Below are 14814 nucleotides of genomic sequence, written 5' to 3'. Positions count from 1 at the left end.
CCTGCGCAGCCACCGGCACGGTTGTTGGAGAAATTATGCAGGCGTTTACCGGCAGCTTCCCCCGGTTGCACCTTGTCTGCCGCCGAACGGCATATTTACAAGCAAAAAGAGCCGCTAGCGCCCGTAAAACATGCGCAAGCAGCTCTTATTTTGATAGCAGTTTGGGGATCGGCGTTACATCGCTTTGTAGAAGATGTAGTCGGCGCTGTAGCGCACCAGCTGGTTGGCGCCCTCGTTGGCCTTGGCGCAGGCGCTGGCCGGCGCAATACCACCCATGGTGGCCACGCGCTGGATGTAGCTCACGCCCTGCATGGCGCCCATGCCGGTGGCGGGGTTGGCTTTGACCAGCTGGAGGGGGATGTTGGCAGCACCATTGGGCGCCACGGCCACTTGGGTGGCGGTGACCTTAGAGCCGTCGTTGCTCTCCCAGGTGGCGGGCGGGCCGTAGTACTTGCCGACGACCTTGCCACTGCGGTCTTTGAGGCCGGCGTCCGGGCCCACAAACACCCATTCAAACTGGCCGGCCATGTCTTTCTTGGCGCGGCACTGGTAGGTGATGTCGCCGGCGGCGGCTGTTTCCATCACCACGGTGTGGCCGGCGGGCACTTGCACGGCAGCGGGCAAGTCTGCCTGGCTGAACGGGGCACGCATGGGCTGGCTGGCGCAGGCGGTGAGTGCGGCCAGAGCCACCAAAGAGAGAGCGGTACGGGTTTGCATACAAGGTTCCTTTGAAAAATGAGGGGGGGTTATTTCTGCGCGCGCTTGGACACGCTGGCCAGGTAGGCCACCACGTCCTCGCGGTCATGGGCGCTGTCCAGCTGGTAATACATCTCTTGGCCGGGCACCACTTTTTCGGGGTTGGTCAGCCAGGCCTTGAGGCCGGCCTCCGTCCAGGTGTGGGTGGCCGCCGCCATGGCTTCGGAATAAAAGTAGCCCTCCGCCTTGCCGGCCTTGCGGCCGACCACACCGCGCAAGGTGGGGCCGGCGCGGTTGGCGTCCAGGCTGTGGCAGGCGAAGCAGCGGCTTTCCACCAGCTGCTGCCCGCGACTTAGCGATGGCGCCTCGGCCGCCGGCAACACGGCCGGTGCCTGCGCCAGCGCAGCCCCGGCGGCGCCCAGCCCCAGCACCACGGCCCACGCGCACCGACGGTGGAAGGTGCGCGCCACCATCACGCGCCGAAGAACAATGCGCCCGCCGGCAGGGGGCGGCCCAGCGCGTTTTGCAGCAGGGTGTAATGCATGGTTTCGTCCGCGGCCAAGCGGCCGGCCACTTTGGCCAGGTCTTTGCTACCAAAGGCGGGAATCACGCCCAGGTAAGCGTTGATGGCGCCCAGCTCCAGGCGGGCGGCCAAATCGAGCACATCGCCCTGGTTGCGCAGGGTGTCGGCCTTCAGGGCTTTGGCGTAGTCGTCCAGCTTCTTTTCCATGACCGGGGTGCCGCCCAGCTTCTGGATAGTGGCCACCAACGCGTCGCGGTGGGCTTTGTGGTCCGCCTGGAAGCGCACGGCCACATCGAGCACCGGCTTTTGCAGCAGGCCGCTGCCAGCACCCAGTTGGTAGGCGTTGATGGCCTCGTGCTCCAAGCCCAGCGCCACGTTCAGGATGCCCACGTCCTTGGAAGTGTCACCCGCCATGCCTTGGGCCAAGGCATCTTTGCCTGCGAGCAAAGCCACGGCAACAGCAGACAGCGTGCCGGTGCGGCCCATAAAGGCGCGGCGGGAAGCAATGGACGAGGTGGAAGATGAGGTGGAGGACGCAGCGGTGTGAACGATGGTGGGCATGACAGATTCCTTCAATAAAGGTTGGGAGCAACTCCGTGAGACCGGAACATCCGGCTCTCCCATCGAATACGCAGGCTCACCGCCCCTTGGATTCAACTTTCTGAAAAATATTTTTGTGAATCCATTTCCCCCCTTGGTGCGTATCTGGTGGGTAGCTTGCGGGCACTCCGCGCAAGCCCCCTACACACGGCGGTGTAAGCCAGACCGCCGCCACATACGACAGAATCGAGCAATGCATGAAGACCACCCCGACGCCCGCCTCATCGCTCTGCTGCAACGCATTGCGCTCCAAGACCAGGCCGCCCTCAAATCGCTCTACGACGCCTGCGCCGGCAAGCTTTACGGGCTGGCGCTGCGGGTGGTCAGCCACCGCGAGCTGGCGGAAGACGTGCTGCAGGAGGCCTTCTTGAACATCTGGCGCTCGGCCCCGGACTACTCCGCGTCTCTCAGCCCGCCGATGGCGTGGATGGGCCTCATCGTGCGCAGTCGCGCGCTAGACCTGCTGCGCCGCCGCGCCGCCGAGCGCACCCACCTCACCCAAGAGATTGACGAGACCCTGGCCGACACCTTGGCCGGCGAAGGCCCCACCCCGCTGGACACAGCACAGGCCAGCGAACAAGCCTGGGCCCTGAACCAATGCCTGGGCCGGCTGGAGAGCAAGCAGCGCGAGGTGGTCAACCTCGCCTACATGCGCGACCTGAGCCACAGCGAGCTGGCCACCCAGTTGCAGCTGCCGCTGGGCACGGTCAAAACCTGGATACGCCGTGGCCTGGACCAGCTGCGCCTGTGCATGGCGCGTTTTGCCTGAAGGGTTGTCATGAAAATTCACCACCACCCCGAATTGCTGGACCGCCTGGCCGCCAGCTACGCCCTGGGCACCCTGCGCGGCCCCGCCCGCCGCCGCTTTGAAGCCATGGCCCGCGAGCAAGCGCCGGTGCGGGCGGCCGCCCTGATTTGGCAAGGGCGCCTCTCCAGCATCAACGAATTGCAGCCCGGCATCGCCCCACCACCGGCGGTGTGGACGCGCATTGAAAACCTGGTGCTGGCCGAGCGCGAGCAAGCGGCCCTGCAGGCCGCCCGCGCTAAAGCCGCAACGCACACCGCCACTGAGGAAGGCTGGGGCGCGTGGCTGCGCAGCCTCACCGTGTGGCGCGTGGCCAGTGCAGCCGGCGCCGTGGCTACCGTAGCCGCTGTTACCGTGGGTTTGAACCTGCGGCAAGAGCTGGGCAGCGAAATCGCCAAGCTGCAAACCCAGCTGCAGGCCACCCCGCAAATTGAATACGTGGCCGTGCTGGCCGATGACCAGGCCGCCGCCTCCATGCTGGTGACGTTTGACCCCAAGAACAAAAAGCTCACCCTGCAGCGCGTAGGCGCCTACCAGGAGGCGGATGACCGCTCTCTGCAGCTGTGGGCCCTGCCCCCCAGCGGCGGCCCCAAGTCGCTCGGCGTGCTCAGCAACGACAAACTGCTGCGCCTGACTGCCGGTGAAAACGATGTGCGCGAGGTGCCCACGCTGGCCATCAGCCTGGAGCCCAAAGGCGGCGTGCCGAGCGAAACCGGCCCGACCGGCCCGGTGCTGTTCAAGGGTGCGCTGATCCAGAAAATGCTTTGAGACTACTACCGAAAAAACTCTGCATTGTTAGGTTGAAGCGATCTATTAGACTGATAAAACCAACCTAAAGGCGTAGTCTTTTGAGCATCACGTCGACACGTTCGCGCATCGGAATCCTGATCGGGCAGTTCAACGCCTGGGTTGAGCTAGGGGTAAGCCCGGAACTCACGGACTCCGAGCGGCGGCGCCAGTACATCGTCAATGCGACCCCATCGATTATTCTGGTGGCGGTCTTGTTTTACATAGCCTTGTTCTGGTCGCTAGGCAGCCCAGCACTGATGTGGACCGCTGTATATGAACTGCCCGTTGTGTTGACAGGCATGGCCTGGTTCCGGTGGCGGCAGCAGCAATGTCGCCCCGTTTCTTATTGGTCAGCTTGTGTGGTGTGCCAAATGACCGTGTTGATCGGTATCGTTTCCGGCCAAGGCACCTTCATCAATACCCACTTTTACTTTCTGGCTTTCTCTTTGACGGCACCGCTGATCGTCCCCATCACGCACGGCAAAAGGCTGGCCGTGCTGTGCCTGGAGTGCTTGGCGGTTTACTTGGGCCTAGAGTACTTTCAGTGGGCGCCTGCCCCAGAGGTCCTGCAGTTGCCTGCCGATACGGTTAAACGTCTTGAGCTGCTGATCACCGTGTCATGCTCCGGCATTTTGTTCATGGCTTTCTACATCAGCGAATCGTTTTCGGAAGAGCTGGAAATCCGCTTGAGAACCATGGCCTCCACCGACACGCTGACGCAGCTGGCCAACCGCCGGACCTTCCAAACTGCACTGGTGCGTGCATTGGCACTGGCTCAGCGCAACGCAACGCCCATGTGTCTGGCGATATTGGATGTGGATTTTTTCAAACGCGTCAATGACACTTATGGCCACGACACCGGTGATGCTGTGCTGCAGCATGTAGCTCAGGTTATGCAAAGCGCCGCGCGAGGCGGCGATCTGGTGGCGCGCTTTGGTGGTGAGGAATTTGTGGTGCTGATGCATGACTGCGTCGTAGACAAGGCGCTTGTCGCGGCAGAACGTATTCGCCTCGCGCTGCAATCCACACCTTGCCTGGTGGGCGTGCACACCATTGCGGTAACTGCGAGCATCGGCATTGCGCAGTGGCATGTCGGCACCGAGGCAAAACAGTGGCTGGAAGCCGCCGACAACGCCCTCTACCGCGCCAAGCAAGCCGGGCGCAATCGGGTGGAGTTGGCGGCTTTGGCTAGCTCCGCCGCCTAGGCGCTACATCCAGCTGCACGGTTGCCTTGACCGGAGCCGCAAGCACATTCACCGGGGTAGCCGCTTTTTCCACCAGCTGCGCGGGATGCCACAGCTTGATGCTGGCAGCGCCCTCGGGCACGTCGTCAAACACCGCAATGCCGTCGCTATTGGTCTTGGCCGTCCATGGCGAGTCAGCCACGTAAATGGCGCCGCCCATGCGGCTGTGAATAAAGCAGCCCAGGAGCGCCGCCCCCACCGCACCCGGCTTGTCCATACTGAATACCGCCACACTGGTGGGCTTGCCTTCTTGCTTGCCCTCCAGCAAAGCAGATTGCCCGTCCGACGAGCCGGCCACCGCGCCGGGTGTGCCAATGCGCACATGGTGGTTCCACGGGTCGTTATTGGTAAAGCGCACTTTGGCGCCCACGCCCACCACCGTCACGGCGGGGCTGAACTGCTGTTTTTCCTGGTTCACCACCGCGCTCAGCGGCAGCGGGGTGCGGGGTTGGCCTTTGCTGCCGGGTTGCACGATCACCACCGTGTCGGGCGCGGGCCGGCCATCGCGGTCCAGCACTAGCACCTCCAGGGTGCCGGCAAAGGAAGCGCAATGGCCTAGACACAAGGCGGCAGCGGCCACAGCCCGCAGGCCCAAGGATGCGGAGATAACGCGCATATCACTTGGCAGTAATGATGTCGCGGTGCATGGGCGCCAGCAGCGCCAGCAACTGGTTTTGGGTAGCAAACGGGATGTTGCGCGCATCCATCGCCGCTTGCAGCACCTCCACCAGAGCATTGAAGTGCGCGCGGGTGATGCCCATGTCTGCGTGGGCGGTCTTCATGTCCGGTCCGTCGTATTGGCAGGGGCCGCCGGTGGCCGCACACACCTGGTCCACCAACTGCGAAGCGAGGAAGGAGGATTTGGTGTCTTTGAACTGCGCACCAATGCGCGGGTCCGTCTTGAGGCCGGCCACAAAACCGTCCATCAGCGCCTGCAAGCCGGGCTTGCCGCCCAGGGCTTGAAACAGGGCATCGCTCTTGGCGGCGACCACAGGCGTGGCAGTTTGGGCGCTGGCGCTCAGGGGGATCAGACCGCTCAAGGCCAGGGCGCAGGCCATCATTAGTTTTTTCATGGGGATTTCCTTTTCAAAGACGGGCGCGGCTTAAAACGCGAACTGAGCAGACAAGTAGTAGCCGCTCTGGTTGCGGCTGGAAGTCACACCCGGCAAGATGCGGCCCAGGTCTAAATAGGCCAAGGTGATGGAGCTGTGCTTGTTGGGCGCCCAGGCGACGAACACGTCTTTCCATGCGTCTTCCTGCAAACCCTCACCCAAACCGTTGGCCATGCCGAACGCACGTAGGTTGTTGGGCTTGGCACGGTACTCGGCGCCTATGGCGATGTTTTTACTCAGCAGGTAGGCCACCGACACTTCGGGTACCCAGCTGGCGTTGTTGGTGCCGGGGTCCTTGGAGCCAAAGCCCACCAGGCCGTTCTGGTTGGCATTGGTGTAGCGCAGCGTGCCGTTCACCAGCAGGCTGTTGGCCAGAAAGAGCTTGGTGGCGCTGACATAGAAGTCGGTGCCGCTGGTTTTGGCGCCCAAAAAGTCCAGTACCGGCTTGATGGAGCCCGCATCCACCGATTTGTGCTCCACCCCCACGGCAATCTGGGGCATCCAGGTGTCGCTGTTGAGCACCGCATCACCCGCCACTTTGACCTTCACACCCAGCACATCCATCTTGATGCGCTGGCCATCTTGCACAGCAAAGCCCAGCGCGTTCAGCGCGGTCACGGGGGAGGCATTGAAATCCTGCTGCGCCACTGACAGCTCCACCCGGTCGTCAAACGCAAACGCCACCCCCATGGTGGTGAGCTGGTAGTCGGTGACCGTGGCACGGCTGATATGGGCTGAGACGCCCATTTCCCCTTCGGTGGCATTGGTGCCAATGGTGGCCCACGGGGTCAAGCCCCCGCCGGCCGCGCCGTCGATGGAGCTCACGCCCCCGGTGAGCAAAAGCTTGCCGGTATCAGCAAGGGCGCCGCTGCACAGGGCGGCAGCGCTGAGGGCGATGGCGGTGGATAGTTGTTTCATGGGCACGTCCAGTCCTAAAGTTCGGGCGAAAAATCAGTTCGTGACCCTATTACGCGGCCGGATGCGCTCCGGATTCAACTTTTTACAAATAATTTTGAATCCACCCGATCGCGGGCGTCAAACCACGCCGGATGGTCACGTTGCCGCCCCTGTTTTCGGCTACGCTGAGCGCACTTTTTCGGGGAGCGACCATGAAAACAAAAAATGCATTGCTGGCCTGCGGTTTGGCCGCCTTGAGCTGGAGCGCCCAAGCACTGCAAATCATCAGCCTTTCACCCCAAGGCGAAGTGGCGCAGGTGCGCCAGCTGGTGGCCAAGTTTGACGAGAGTGCAGTCAACTTCGGCGACCCCAAGGCCGAAGCCCCGCTTACCCTGAGCTGCAGTGACGCCCAAGTCACCAAAGGCACCGGCCGCTGGGTGAACGACCGGGTGTGGGCCTACGACTTCGACCGCGATTTGCCCCCCGGGATGCGCTGCACGGTGCAAACCAAACCCGGATTCAAATCACCCAAAGGCGCAGATATCACGGGCGCGAGCAGCTATAAATTCAATAGCGGTGGCCCCTTTGTGCGCAGCATTCAGCCCTACCAGGGTTACCGCATTGATGAGGAGCAGTTCTTTATCTTGCAGCTCAGCGGCCCTGCCACGCTGGAGAGCGTGAAAGCCAATGTGTGGTGCAAGGCATCCGACCTGGGCGAAAAGATCGGCATCCGCCTTCTCGAGGGCAAAGAGCGCGCGGCGCTCCTGGAGGCCCAAGGATTGGACGGCTACGCCAAGGCTGACCCGCTGTCGTATGTGACCATGACTTGCGCGCGCCGCCTGTCGTCATCGGCCAAAGTGAGTGTGGTGTTCGGCAAGGGTGTGGCCACGCCGGCCACCGGCACCACCCCCGGTGTGCCCAACACGGTGGAGCGCCAGTTTGCCTACCAGGTGCGCGAGCCCTTTGCGGCCAACTTCAGTTGCGAGCGGGAAAACGCCCAGGCCGCCTGCCTGCCCATTCGCCCCCTGCAGCTCAGCTTCAATGCGCCGGTGTCGGCCAAGCTGCTGCAAGCCATTCGCCTGAGTGACGGCAAGAACAGCTTCAAGCCCGTGCTCGCGGAAGACAGCGGTGATGAAGACAACGTGGTCAACAGCGTGCGCTTTGAAGGCGGCCTGCCCGAGCAGGCCCAGCTGACCATCACCTTGCCCAAAGATTTCAAAGACGCGTCCGGCCGCACCCTGCGCAATGCGGACAGCTTCCCGCTCAAAACCGCGACCGCCGCCATGCCGCCGCTGGCCAAGTTTGCGGCCTCACCCTTCGGCATCGTGGAGCGCTTTGCCGAGCCCGATGGCGTGGCCATGCTGCCGGTGACCTTGCGCAACGTCGAAGCTGCGCTGAAGTTCAAGGGACTGAACGCCGAGCAGGACAAATCTGCCGCCAAGGCGCCTGCCGGCAAAGTGCGTACCTTCCAGCCGGGGACGGACGCCGACATCATTGCCTGGTACCGCAAGGTATTGCGCTATGACGAGACCAACATCTCCCGCAGCCAGGCAGCCCGCGAACTGGGCACCAAGTTGCCCCAGCCTTCCACGCCCACAGACCGCGACTATGTGCAAACGCGCATGCTTTCGCTCTTGGACGGCCGCCCCGGCGCCAAAACGCTGGACCTGCCCCAGCCCCAGAGCCAGGACCCACGCCCCTTCGAGGTGGTGGGCATTCCCCTCACCCCCGGCTTCCATGTGGTGGAGATCGCCTCCCAAAAGCTGGGCACCAGCCTACTGGACGAGCGCTACGGCAATAGTCGCACCATGTATGTCCGCACCGCCGCACTGGTGACCAACCTGGGTGTGCACTTCAAGCTCGGCCGCGAAAACGCGCTCGCCTGGGTGACCTCGCTGGACAAGGGCAAGCCCGTGGCCGGTTCCCAAGTCGTGGTGTCCGATTGCCGGGGCCAAGAAGTGGCCCGTGGCCAGACCGATGCCCAGGGCATTGCCACCCTGAGTGGCGTGTCGCCCCAAGCGCCCCGCTGCAACGGGGAAGACGGCTACTACAGCAGCGCCTACTTTGTGAGCGCCCGCGCCGCGCAGCCTGCGGCCGATGGCAAAGGCACGGTGCAAGACCTGGCCTTTACCTGGAGCGACTGGAACCGCGGCATCGAACCCTGGCGCTTCAACGTGCCTACCAGCCGCCAGCCCCAGCCCGACGAAGTAGCCCACACCATCTTCGACCGCACCCTGCTGCGCGCGGGCGAAACCGTGTCCATGAAGCACGTACTGCGCACCCAAACCAGCAAAGGCTTTGGCCTGCCGGATGCCAAGCCGGACACCCTACTCATCACCCACATGGGCAGCGGCCAGCAATACGCGCTGCAACTGGAGTGGCGCAAAACCGCCACCGGGGGCTTGAGTGCAGAAAACAGCTTCTCCATCCCTCAAGGCGCCAAGCTGGGTGCTTACCAGGTGCAGCTCAGCAATGAATCAAGGGGCAACGGGCGGCAGGACTTTTTCACCGGCGAGTTCCGGGTCGAAGAATTCCGCCTGCCGGTGCTGGAGGGCCGCGTCACCCCCACCGAGAAAAAGCCCTTGGTCAACGCCACCCAGGTGCCGGTGGATGTGCAGATCAACTATGTTTCTGGTGGCGGCGCGGTCAACCTGCCGGTGCGCGTGTCCGCCTTGGTGCGGGGCAAGGGCCTGAACTTTGCCGACTTCAGCGAATTCAGCTTCTCGCCACCGCAAGTGGGGCAACAAGCCCGCTCAGACGACGGCGAAGAAGAAAACACCGCCAGCGCGGATGCGCGTGTCATCGCCGACAAAATGCCGATCACCCTCGACAAGAACGGCGGCGGCAAGCTGACCATTGCCGATGTGCCCAAGAGCCGCCAGCCGCAAGACCTGCTGCTGGAAGCCACGTACTCTGACCCCAACGGCGAAGTGCAAACCCTGCGCAGCACCCAGACTCTGTGGCCTGCCAGCGTGATTGCCGGTATCAAGACCGAGGGCTGGGTCTCCAGCGGGCAGAAGATCAAGTTCCGCGCGCTCGCCTTGGACTTGTCCGGCAAACCGCAAGCCGGTGTGGCGCTGGAGGTAAAAGCCACCGCCCGCATCACCACCACCACGCGCAAGCGCATGGTGGGCGGCTTCTACACCTACGACAACAAAACCAGCACCAAAGAGCTGGGCAGCGTCTGCAGTGGCAAGAGCGATTCGCGCGGCCTGTTGCTGTGCGAAACCGCGCTGAACGAAGCCGGTGAAGTGGAACTGGTGGTGACGGCCAAGGACAGCAGTGGCAACAGCATCCAGGCGGCCAGCAGCGTGTATGTCACCAAGCAGGGCGAGCTGTGGTTTGGTGGTGAGAATACCGATCGCATCGACCTGCTGCCCGAGAAGAAGAGCTACCAACCGGGCGAGACCGCCAAGTTCCAGGTGCGCATGCCCTTCCGCTTTGCCACGGCCCTGGTGGCCGTGGAGCGCGAAGGCATTGTGCAGACCGAGGTGGTGCAGCTCAACGGGCAAGACCCGACCATCAGCCTGAAGATTCAGGAAGGCTGGGGGCCCAATGTGTATGTGAGCGCACTGGTGCTGCGCGGCCGCCTGCGCGAGGTGCCGTGGTACAGCTTCTTCACCTGGGGCTACAAGGCCCCGCGTGAGTGGTGGACCAGCTTCTGGTACGAGGGGCGCGAGTACGTAGCGCCCACCGCGTTGGTGGACTTGAGCAAGCCCGCCTTCCGTCTGGGCGTGGCCGAAATCCGCGTGGGCACCAAGGCGCATGAACTGGCCGTGAGCGTGAAGGCCGACAAGGAAAGCTACGCCGTGCGCGGCAAGGCGCAAGTCACCATCACCGTGAAGCTGCCCAACGGCCAGCCCGCCGCCAATGCGGAGGTGGCCCTGGCCGCCGTGGACCAGGCCCTGCTGGAGCTGATGCCCAATCGCAGCTGGAACCTGCTCGATGCCATGTTGCAGCGGCGCAGCTGGGGCGTAGAAACATCCACCGCGCAAATGGAAATCATCGGCCGGCGTCACTATGGCCGCAAGGCCGTGGCACCCGGTGGCGGGGGCGGCCACAGCGGTGCGCGTGAGCTGTTGGAGACCCTGCTGCTCTGGAAGCCAGCACTCAAGCTGGACGCCAATGGCCAGGCCCAGGTGACCGTGCCACTCAACGATGCACTCACCACCTTCAAGATTGTTGCGGTGGCAGATGCCTCCAGCGGCTTGTTTGGTACCGGCAGCACCAGCATCCGCGCCACGCAAGACCTGCAAATCATCAGCGGCCTGCCGCCCCTAGTGCGTGAGGACGACCAGTTCCGCGCCCAGCTCACGCTGCGCAACACCACCAAGCAGGCCATGAAGGTGCTCGTCACCCCCCGGGCAGCGCTATTAAATTTAGAGCAACAAACCGTTGATATACCTGCGGGAGATGCCCGTGAGGTTGCATGGAACGTGACTGCCCCCGCACAGCTCGCCTTGAGCCGCAACGAGGCCATCCTGTGGGAGATTGAGGCCAAGGACACCATCAGCGGCGCCAAAGACGCGCTGAAGGCCCGCCAACGCATCGTGCCTGCCGTGCCGCTCACGGTGCAGCAGGCCACGCTGGTACAGATTGACGGTCCGCTCACCATGGACGTGAATGCGCCTGCCGATGCTCTGCCCGGCCGTGGCGGCCTGAAGATGGCGCTGCAACCCAAGCTGGCCGAAGGCCTGCCGGGCGTGAAAGACTGGTTTGCCCTCTACCCCTTTGCCTGCCTGGAGCAAAAGACCAGCAAGAGCGTGGGCCTGCGCGATGGCAAGCTGTGGCAAACCGTAGCCGCGCAAATACCGAGCTACCTGGACAGCGACGGCCTGGCCAACTACTTCCCGCCGCGCGATGGAGAGGCCAATCGCGGCAGTGACACGCTGACCGCCTACTTGCTGGCTGCGACCCACGAGGCTTCAAGCATTGACCCGGCGTTTGCTCTGAGCGACGAGATACGCGCGCCCATGGAGCGCGGCCTGATCGCCTTTGTGGAAGGCCGCATCCAGCGCGAGTTCTGGAGCCCCCGCAAAGACCTGGACATGCGCAAGCTGGCCGCCATCGAAGCACTGTCGCGCTATGGCAAGGCCCAAGGCCGCATGGTGAACAGTATCACCATCGCGCCCAACCAGTGGCCCACGCATGCGGTGCTTGATTGGCTCAACATCTTGAAGCGCGTGAGCGATGTACCCGAGCGCGACAAGCGTTTGGCCGAGGCCAACCAAATCCTGCGCAGCCGCATCAGCTACCAGGGCACCAAGATGATCTTCAGCAGCGAGAAGGAAGACTACTGGTGGTGGCTGATGCAAAGCGGAGACGTGAACACCGCGCGCCTCATCTTGAGTGTGCTGGACGACCCGGCCTGGAAAGACGATATGGGCCGCCTGGCCAACGGCTTCATCAGCCGCCAACAAAACGGCGCCTGGCACACCACCACCGCCAACCTGTGGGGCGGCTTGGCACTGGAAAAGTTCAGCGCCAAGTTTGAAGCCGTGCCAGTGGCAGGCACAACCAAGACTTCGATGAGCACAGGCTCAGCGGCAGTGGACTGGAGCAAGGTCGAGCGCATCAAGACCACCGATGCTTCGGGCGCTGCACACCAGACCAGCATCTTCGGCGCCCCTGCTTCGCCTGGCAACCTAAAGAACAACACCATGTTCTTGCCCTGGAGCAAAACTGCGGTCAAAGACACCTTGAACGTGACCCACCAGGGCGCGGGCAAGCCGTGGCTCACACTGCAGTCAGTAGCAGCGGTGCAACTGAAAGCACCGTTCTTTGCAGGCTACCAGATCAAGAAAACCATCACTCCTGTGGAGCAGGCCAACAAGAGCCTGCCGGCCGGCAGCTACACGCGCGGTGACGTGCTGCGCATCAGCATTGAGGTGAACGCCAGCGCCGATATGACCTGGGTCGCCATCACCGACCCCGTGCCCGGCGGCGCCACGATTCTGGGCAGCGGCCTGGGCCGCGACAGCGAGATCGCCACGCAGGGCGAGAAGAAAGAAGGCTACGGCTGGGCCGCATTCGAAGAACGCAGCTTCGAATCCTTCCGCAGCTACTACGAGTACCTGCCCAAGGGCGTGGTCAAGATGGAATACACCATCCGCCTGAACAACGTGGGTGAGTTTTCGCTGCCGCCCTCACGCGTGGAAGCGATGTACGCGCCGGAGATGTTTGGGGAGGCGCCGAATGCGCGGGTGAAAGTGGTGGGGGTGAAGTGAAGATGGGCAACACTCGCAATGAAAATGAGTCGCCCGAAGCCGGAGTTCAATTACTTAGGACATGGGGTGCGTGGCGGGTGGTCGGTACCTTGATGGTTGTTGCTCTTGGAGCCTTCCTCCTCTTGCTGGGTTGGCAGTACTGGCTGTTTACCGGAGGAATATTCAAAACATCCAACTTCCATCCGCAAGAATGGAAGTTGCTCAGCAAAAAAGCAGATGATTTTTTCTGCTATCGCGGCGGGATGGCGCACGACATAAAAACCAACATCCTTCGTGCAGGCCAAACCACGCATGACGTGGAAGCGTTACTCGGCAAGCCCGACATAATCAAAGACTCAGTGCACCAGTACTACCTTGGCATGTGCAGCGGGCTTCGGATCGATTTCGACTCCCTCGACATCCACTTCAACACAGATGGCCAAATTGAAGGCGTCTACATTGTTCAGCATTGAAGTGAAAAGGGCTAAGCCCGCAACATCACCCCATCAAACCTCAGGTGGTGCAAACACTCCCGCAGGATCACCATCGCCGCATAAAACTCCGGCGCCGTCGGCAAAGCCTCTTGCCCGCTAGGCCGGCCTTGGCTGACCATGGCGATGCGGTTGAACAGGTCTTCCACTTCCTCCAGGCTCCAATGCAGCGCGGCATCCGGCGCAGCGCTCACCGCTTGCAGAATCAACGCAGCGCCTGATCCACTTAGCTGCAACTGCTCCGTGCGAGCCAGCTTGGCTGCCAGTGGCATCACCACATCTTCGGTCTGTTCGATCGCGTGCTCAATGTCCAGCGGCGTAGGCGGCGTGTGACGCATCCATTGGCGTGCCAGCGATGCGGTGCCCAGCGGCAGCTCTTGTTGCAAGACGACGCTACCGGCTTCGGTGCAGAGAATGTTGCTGATGTCGGCACCGAGGTGCAGGGTGGTGTGGACGGTCATGGGGCGGTGGGTGTAACGCAGGCGTCAAGTATGGCCCGCGCTTGCACAGCAAGTGGGTATTCTTCGCGCCATATCCACCTCCAAAGGCAAACCCCATGCACTTCCTAGCCCCAACCCTCATTGCACTGGTCTGCCTGATCCACGTGTACATCTTTCTGCTGGAAACCGTGCTCTACAAGAGCCGTGGGGTAAAGGTATTTGGCATTCCGCCGTCCGAGGTGGAGGCGCGCAAGGCGGCCATGTCCAACCAGGGCTGCTACAACGGATTTTTGGCCGCTGCCCTGTTGCTGGGCCTGGTCTACCCCGACCCGGCGATAGCCAAGGCATTTGCCACTTTCGGGCTGGCCTGCGTGGCGGTGGCAGGCGTATGGGGTGCGGTCACGGTGATGGTGCGCATTCTGTACATCCAGACCGTGCCCGCCGTTTTGGGCTTGGCTGCACTCTACCTGCTCTGACGCAGGCATTAGCCTTAAGCGAGTCCCAACGCTTTCAAGCGCGCTTCCAGCTCTGCCACCGAAACCCAAGGCAATATGGGTGAGTTTTTGCGCTCATCCGGCGGGTTCTGCTCCAGCTGATCGGACCAGCCGCCGCAGCCGGTTAGCGGCAGCAAGGGCCGTTTGTGCAACCAGGCCAGGCACACCTCCGAAATGGTGCCGGCCCGCCCGCCTATGACCAGGCAGGCGTCGCCCGCCAGGGCCATCAACAAATTGCGCGCATCCCCCACACCTGAAGGCACCACCACGGTGGCAGGCCAATCGGGCGACGGCATTTCGCCTTCGGGGATGATGCTCAGCACCTGCCCGCCTGCAGCCACCGCGCATTCGGCGGCATGGCGGGTGGCCGGGCTGCCACAGCCACTGACCACCGTGATGCCCAGCCCCGCCATCAGGCGGCCGGCCTCACCAGCAAGTGCATACGCCGCCGAGCCGGGCTCTGCACTTCCCAACACACATACCTGCCGTCGGCGGATCGTCGTGGCCATGGCGTGCC

The 14814-nt window shown here is 62.8% G+C and carries 14 protein-coding genes; 6 read left to right on the top strand and 8 right to left on the bottom strand.

What is annotated here, in order from left to right; genetic code table 11:
* Nucleotides 1-174 precede the first annotated feature (174 nt).
* From FDM28_RS15060 to FDM28_RS15050, 3 genes are read right to left on the bottom strand one after another with little or no spacing between them, the layout of a single operon-like run.
* A complete protein-coding gene (locus FDM28_RS15060) occupies nt 175-717 on the bottom strand; it encodes a DUF3455 domain-containing protein (RefSeq protein ID WP_138516570.1) in 543 nt (180 codons plus the stop codon).
* A gap of 29 nt (nt 718-746) precedes the next feature.
* Nucleotides 747-1166, bottom strand: coding sequence for a c-type cytochrome (locus FDM28_RS15055; RefSeq protein WP_240792033.1), 420 nt, complete (start codon nt 1164-1166; stop codon nt 747-749).
* A gap of 2 nt (nt 1167-1168) precedes the next feature.
* Complete coding sequence (locus tag FDM28_RS15050) at nt 1169-1780, bottom strand: ferritin-like domain-containing protein (RefSeq protein ID WP_138516565.1); 612 nt, start codon at nt 1778-1780, stop codon at nt 1169-1171.
* Between the two features lie 232 nt (nt 1781-2012).
* On the opposite strand from FDM28_RS15050, the gene FDM28_RS15045 reads away from it, so the two are divergent.
* The 3 genes from FDM28_RS15045 to FDM28_RS15035 all read left to right on the top strand — a co-directional run bounded on the left by FDM28_RS15045 (nt 2013) and on the right by FDM28_RS15035 (nt 4618).
* The gene (locus FDM28_RS15045; RefSeq protein ID WP_138516563.1) at nt 2013-2588 is read left to right on the top strand and encodes an RNA polymerase sigma factor; all 576 of its coding nucleotides are present in this window, start codon (nt 2013-2015) and stop codon (nt 2586-2588) included.
* A 9-nt stretch (nt 2589-2597) separates the two neighbouring features.
* Nucleotides 2598-3392, top strand: coding sequence for an anti-sigma factor (locus FDM28_RS15040; RefSeq protein WP_138516561.1), 795 nt, complete (start codon nt 2598-2600; stop codon nt 3390-3392).
* A gap of 392 nt (nt 3393-3784) precedes the next feature.
* Complete coding sequence (locus FDM28_RS15035) at nt 3785-4618, top strand: GGDEF domain-containing protein (RefSeq protein ID WP_206021981.1); 834 nt, start codon at nt 3785-3787, stop codon at nt 4616-4618.
* On the opposite strand, the gene FDM28_RS15030 is transcribed toward FDM28_RS15035, so the two are convergent.
* The 3 genes from FDM28_RS15030 to FDM28_RS15020 are packed head-to-tail and all read right to left on the bottom strand — an operon-like array spanning nt 4602 to nt 6687.
* The gene (locus tag FDM28_RS15030) at nt 4602-5273 is read right to left on the bottom strand and encodes a cupredoxin domain-containing protein (RefSeq protein WP_138516557.1); all 672 of its coding nucleotides are present in this window, start codon (nt 5271-5273) and stop codon (nt 4602-4604) included. The two genes, FDM28_RS15035 and FDM28_RS15030, sit on opposite strands and share 17 nt — an antisense overlap.
* 1 nt (nt 5274) lies before the next feature.
* Entirely contained in the window at nt 5275-5730 is a 456-nt protein-coding gene (locus tag FDM28_RS15025) for a group I truncated hemoglobin (protein ID WP_138516555.1), read from the bottom strand.
* 30 nt (nt 5731-5760) lie between these two features.
* Complete coding sequence (locus FDM28_RS15020; protein WP_138516553.1) at nt 5761-6687, bottom strand: DUF3034 family protein; 927 nt, start codon at nt 6685-6687, stop codon at nt 5761-5763.
* 191 nt (nt 6688-6878) lie between these two features.
* Here FDM28_RS15020 and FDM28_RS15015 point away from each other — a divergent pair, with 191 nt between their 5' ends.
* Nucleotides 6879-12893, top strand: coding sequence for an alpha-2-macroglobulin family protein (locus FDM28_RS15015; protein ID WP_138516551.1), 6015 nt, complete (start codon nt 6879-6881; stop codon nt 12891-12893).
* Nucleotides 12894-12895: 2 nt separating this feature from the next.
* Nucleotides 12896-13345, top strand: a complete 450-nt coding sequence (locus tag FDM28_RS15010; protein ID WP_138516549.1) for a hypothetical protein — start codon at nt 12896-12898, stop codon at nt 13343-13345.
* Between the two features lie 11 nt (nt 13346-13356).
* Here FDM28_RS15010 and FDM28_RS15005 read toward each other — a convergent pair whose 3' ends face one another.
* Nucleotides 13357-13824 carry a hypothetical protein gene (locus tag FDM28_RS15005; protein WP_138516547.1) on the bottom strand — a complete coding sequence of 156 codons (468 nt, stop codon included), beginning with the start codon at nt 13822-13824 and terminating at the stop codon, nt 13357-13359.
* A 95-nt stretch (nt 13825-13919) separates the two neighbouring features.
* Here FDM28_RS15005 and FDM28_RS15000 point away from each other — a divergent pair, with 95 nt between their 5' ends.
* On the top strand, nt 13920-14279 hold the full coding sequence (locus FDM28_RS15000) for a DUF1304 domain-containing protein (RefSeq protein ID WP_138516545.1): 360 nt from the start codon (nt 13920-13922) through the stop codon (nt 14277-14279).
* Nucleotides 14280-14293: 14 nt separating this feature from the next.
* On the opposite strand, the gene FDM28_RS14995 is transcribed toward FDM28_RS15000, so the two are convergent.
* Nucleotides 14294-14806, bottom strand: coding sequence for an SLOG cluster 4 domain-containing protein (locus FDM28_RS14995; RefSeq protein ID WP_138516543.1), 513 nt, complete (start codon nt 14804-14806; stop codon nt 14294-14296).
* Nucleotides 14807-14814: the final 8 nt, after the last annotated feature.

It is taken from the genome of Rhodoferax bucti (assembly GCF_005876985.1).
GTDB classification, from domain to species: domain Bacteria; phylum Pseudomonadota; class Gammaproteobacteria; order Burkholderiales; family Burkholderiaceae_C; genus Allorhodoferax; species Allorhodoferax bucti.
The sequence above is the reverse complement of the archived record's forward strand: the minus strand, read 5'-3'. Positions and strand labels throughout refer to the sequence as shown.

Coding starts and splice junctions, on each gene's coding strand:
- FDM28_RS15045 (WP_138516563.1), top strand. CDS start 2,013: ATGCATGAAGACCACCCCGACGCCCGCCTCATCGCTCTGCTGCAACGC.
- FDM28_RS15020 (WP_138516553.1), bottom strand. CDS start 6,687: ATGAAACAACTATCCACCGCCATCGCCCTCAGCGCTGCCGCCCTGTGC.
- FDM28_RS15030 (WP_138516557.1), bottom strand. CDS start 5,273: ATGCGCGTTATCTCCGCATCCTTGGGCCTGCGGGCTGTGGCCGCTGCC.
- FDM28_RS15035 (WP_206021981.1), top strand. CDS start 3,785: ATGACCGTGTTGATCGGTATCGTTTCCGGCCAAGGCACCTTCATCAAT.
- FDM28_RS15000 (WP_138516545.1), top strand. CDS start 13,920: ATGCACTTCCTAGCCCCAACCCTCATTGCACTGGTCTGCCTGATCCAC.
- FDM28_RS15060 (WP_138516570.1), bottom strand. CDS start 717: ATGCAAACCCGTACCGCTCTCTCTTTGGTGGCTCTGGCCGCACTCACC.
- FDM28_RS15005 (WP_138516547.1), bottom strand. CDS start 13,824: ATGACCGTCCACACCACCCTGCACCTCGGTGCCGACATCAGCAACATT.
- FDM28_RS15040 (WP_138516561.1), top strand. CDS start 2,598: ATGAAAATTCACCACCACCCCGAATTGCTGGACCGCCTGGCCGCCAGC.
- FDM28_RS14995 (WP_138516543.1), bottom strand. CDS start 14,806: ATGGCCACGACGATCCGCCGACGGCAGGTATGTGTGTTGGGAAGTGCA.
- FDM28_RS15025 (WP_138516555.1), bottom strand. CDS start 5,730: ATGAAAAAACTAATGATGGCCTGCGCCCTGGCCTTGAGCGGTCTGATC.
- FDM28_RS15050 (WP_138516565.1), bottom strand. CDS start 1,780: ATGCCCACCATCGTTCACACCGCTGCGTCCTCCACCTCATCTTCCACC.
- FDM28_RS15015 (WP_138516551.1), top strand. CDS start 6,879: ATGAAAACAAAAAATGCATTGCTGGCCTGCGGTTTGGCCGCCTTGAGC.
- FDM28_RS15010 (WP_138516549.1), top strand. CDS start 12,896: ATGGGCAACACTCGCAATGAAAATGAGTCGCCCGAAGCCGGAGTTCAA.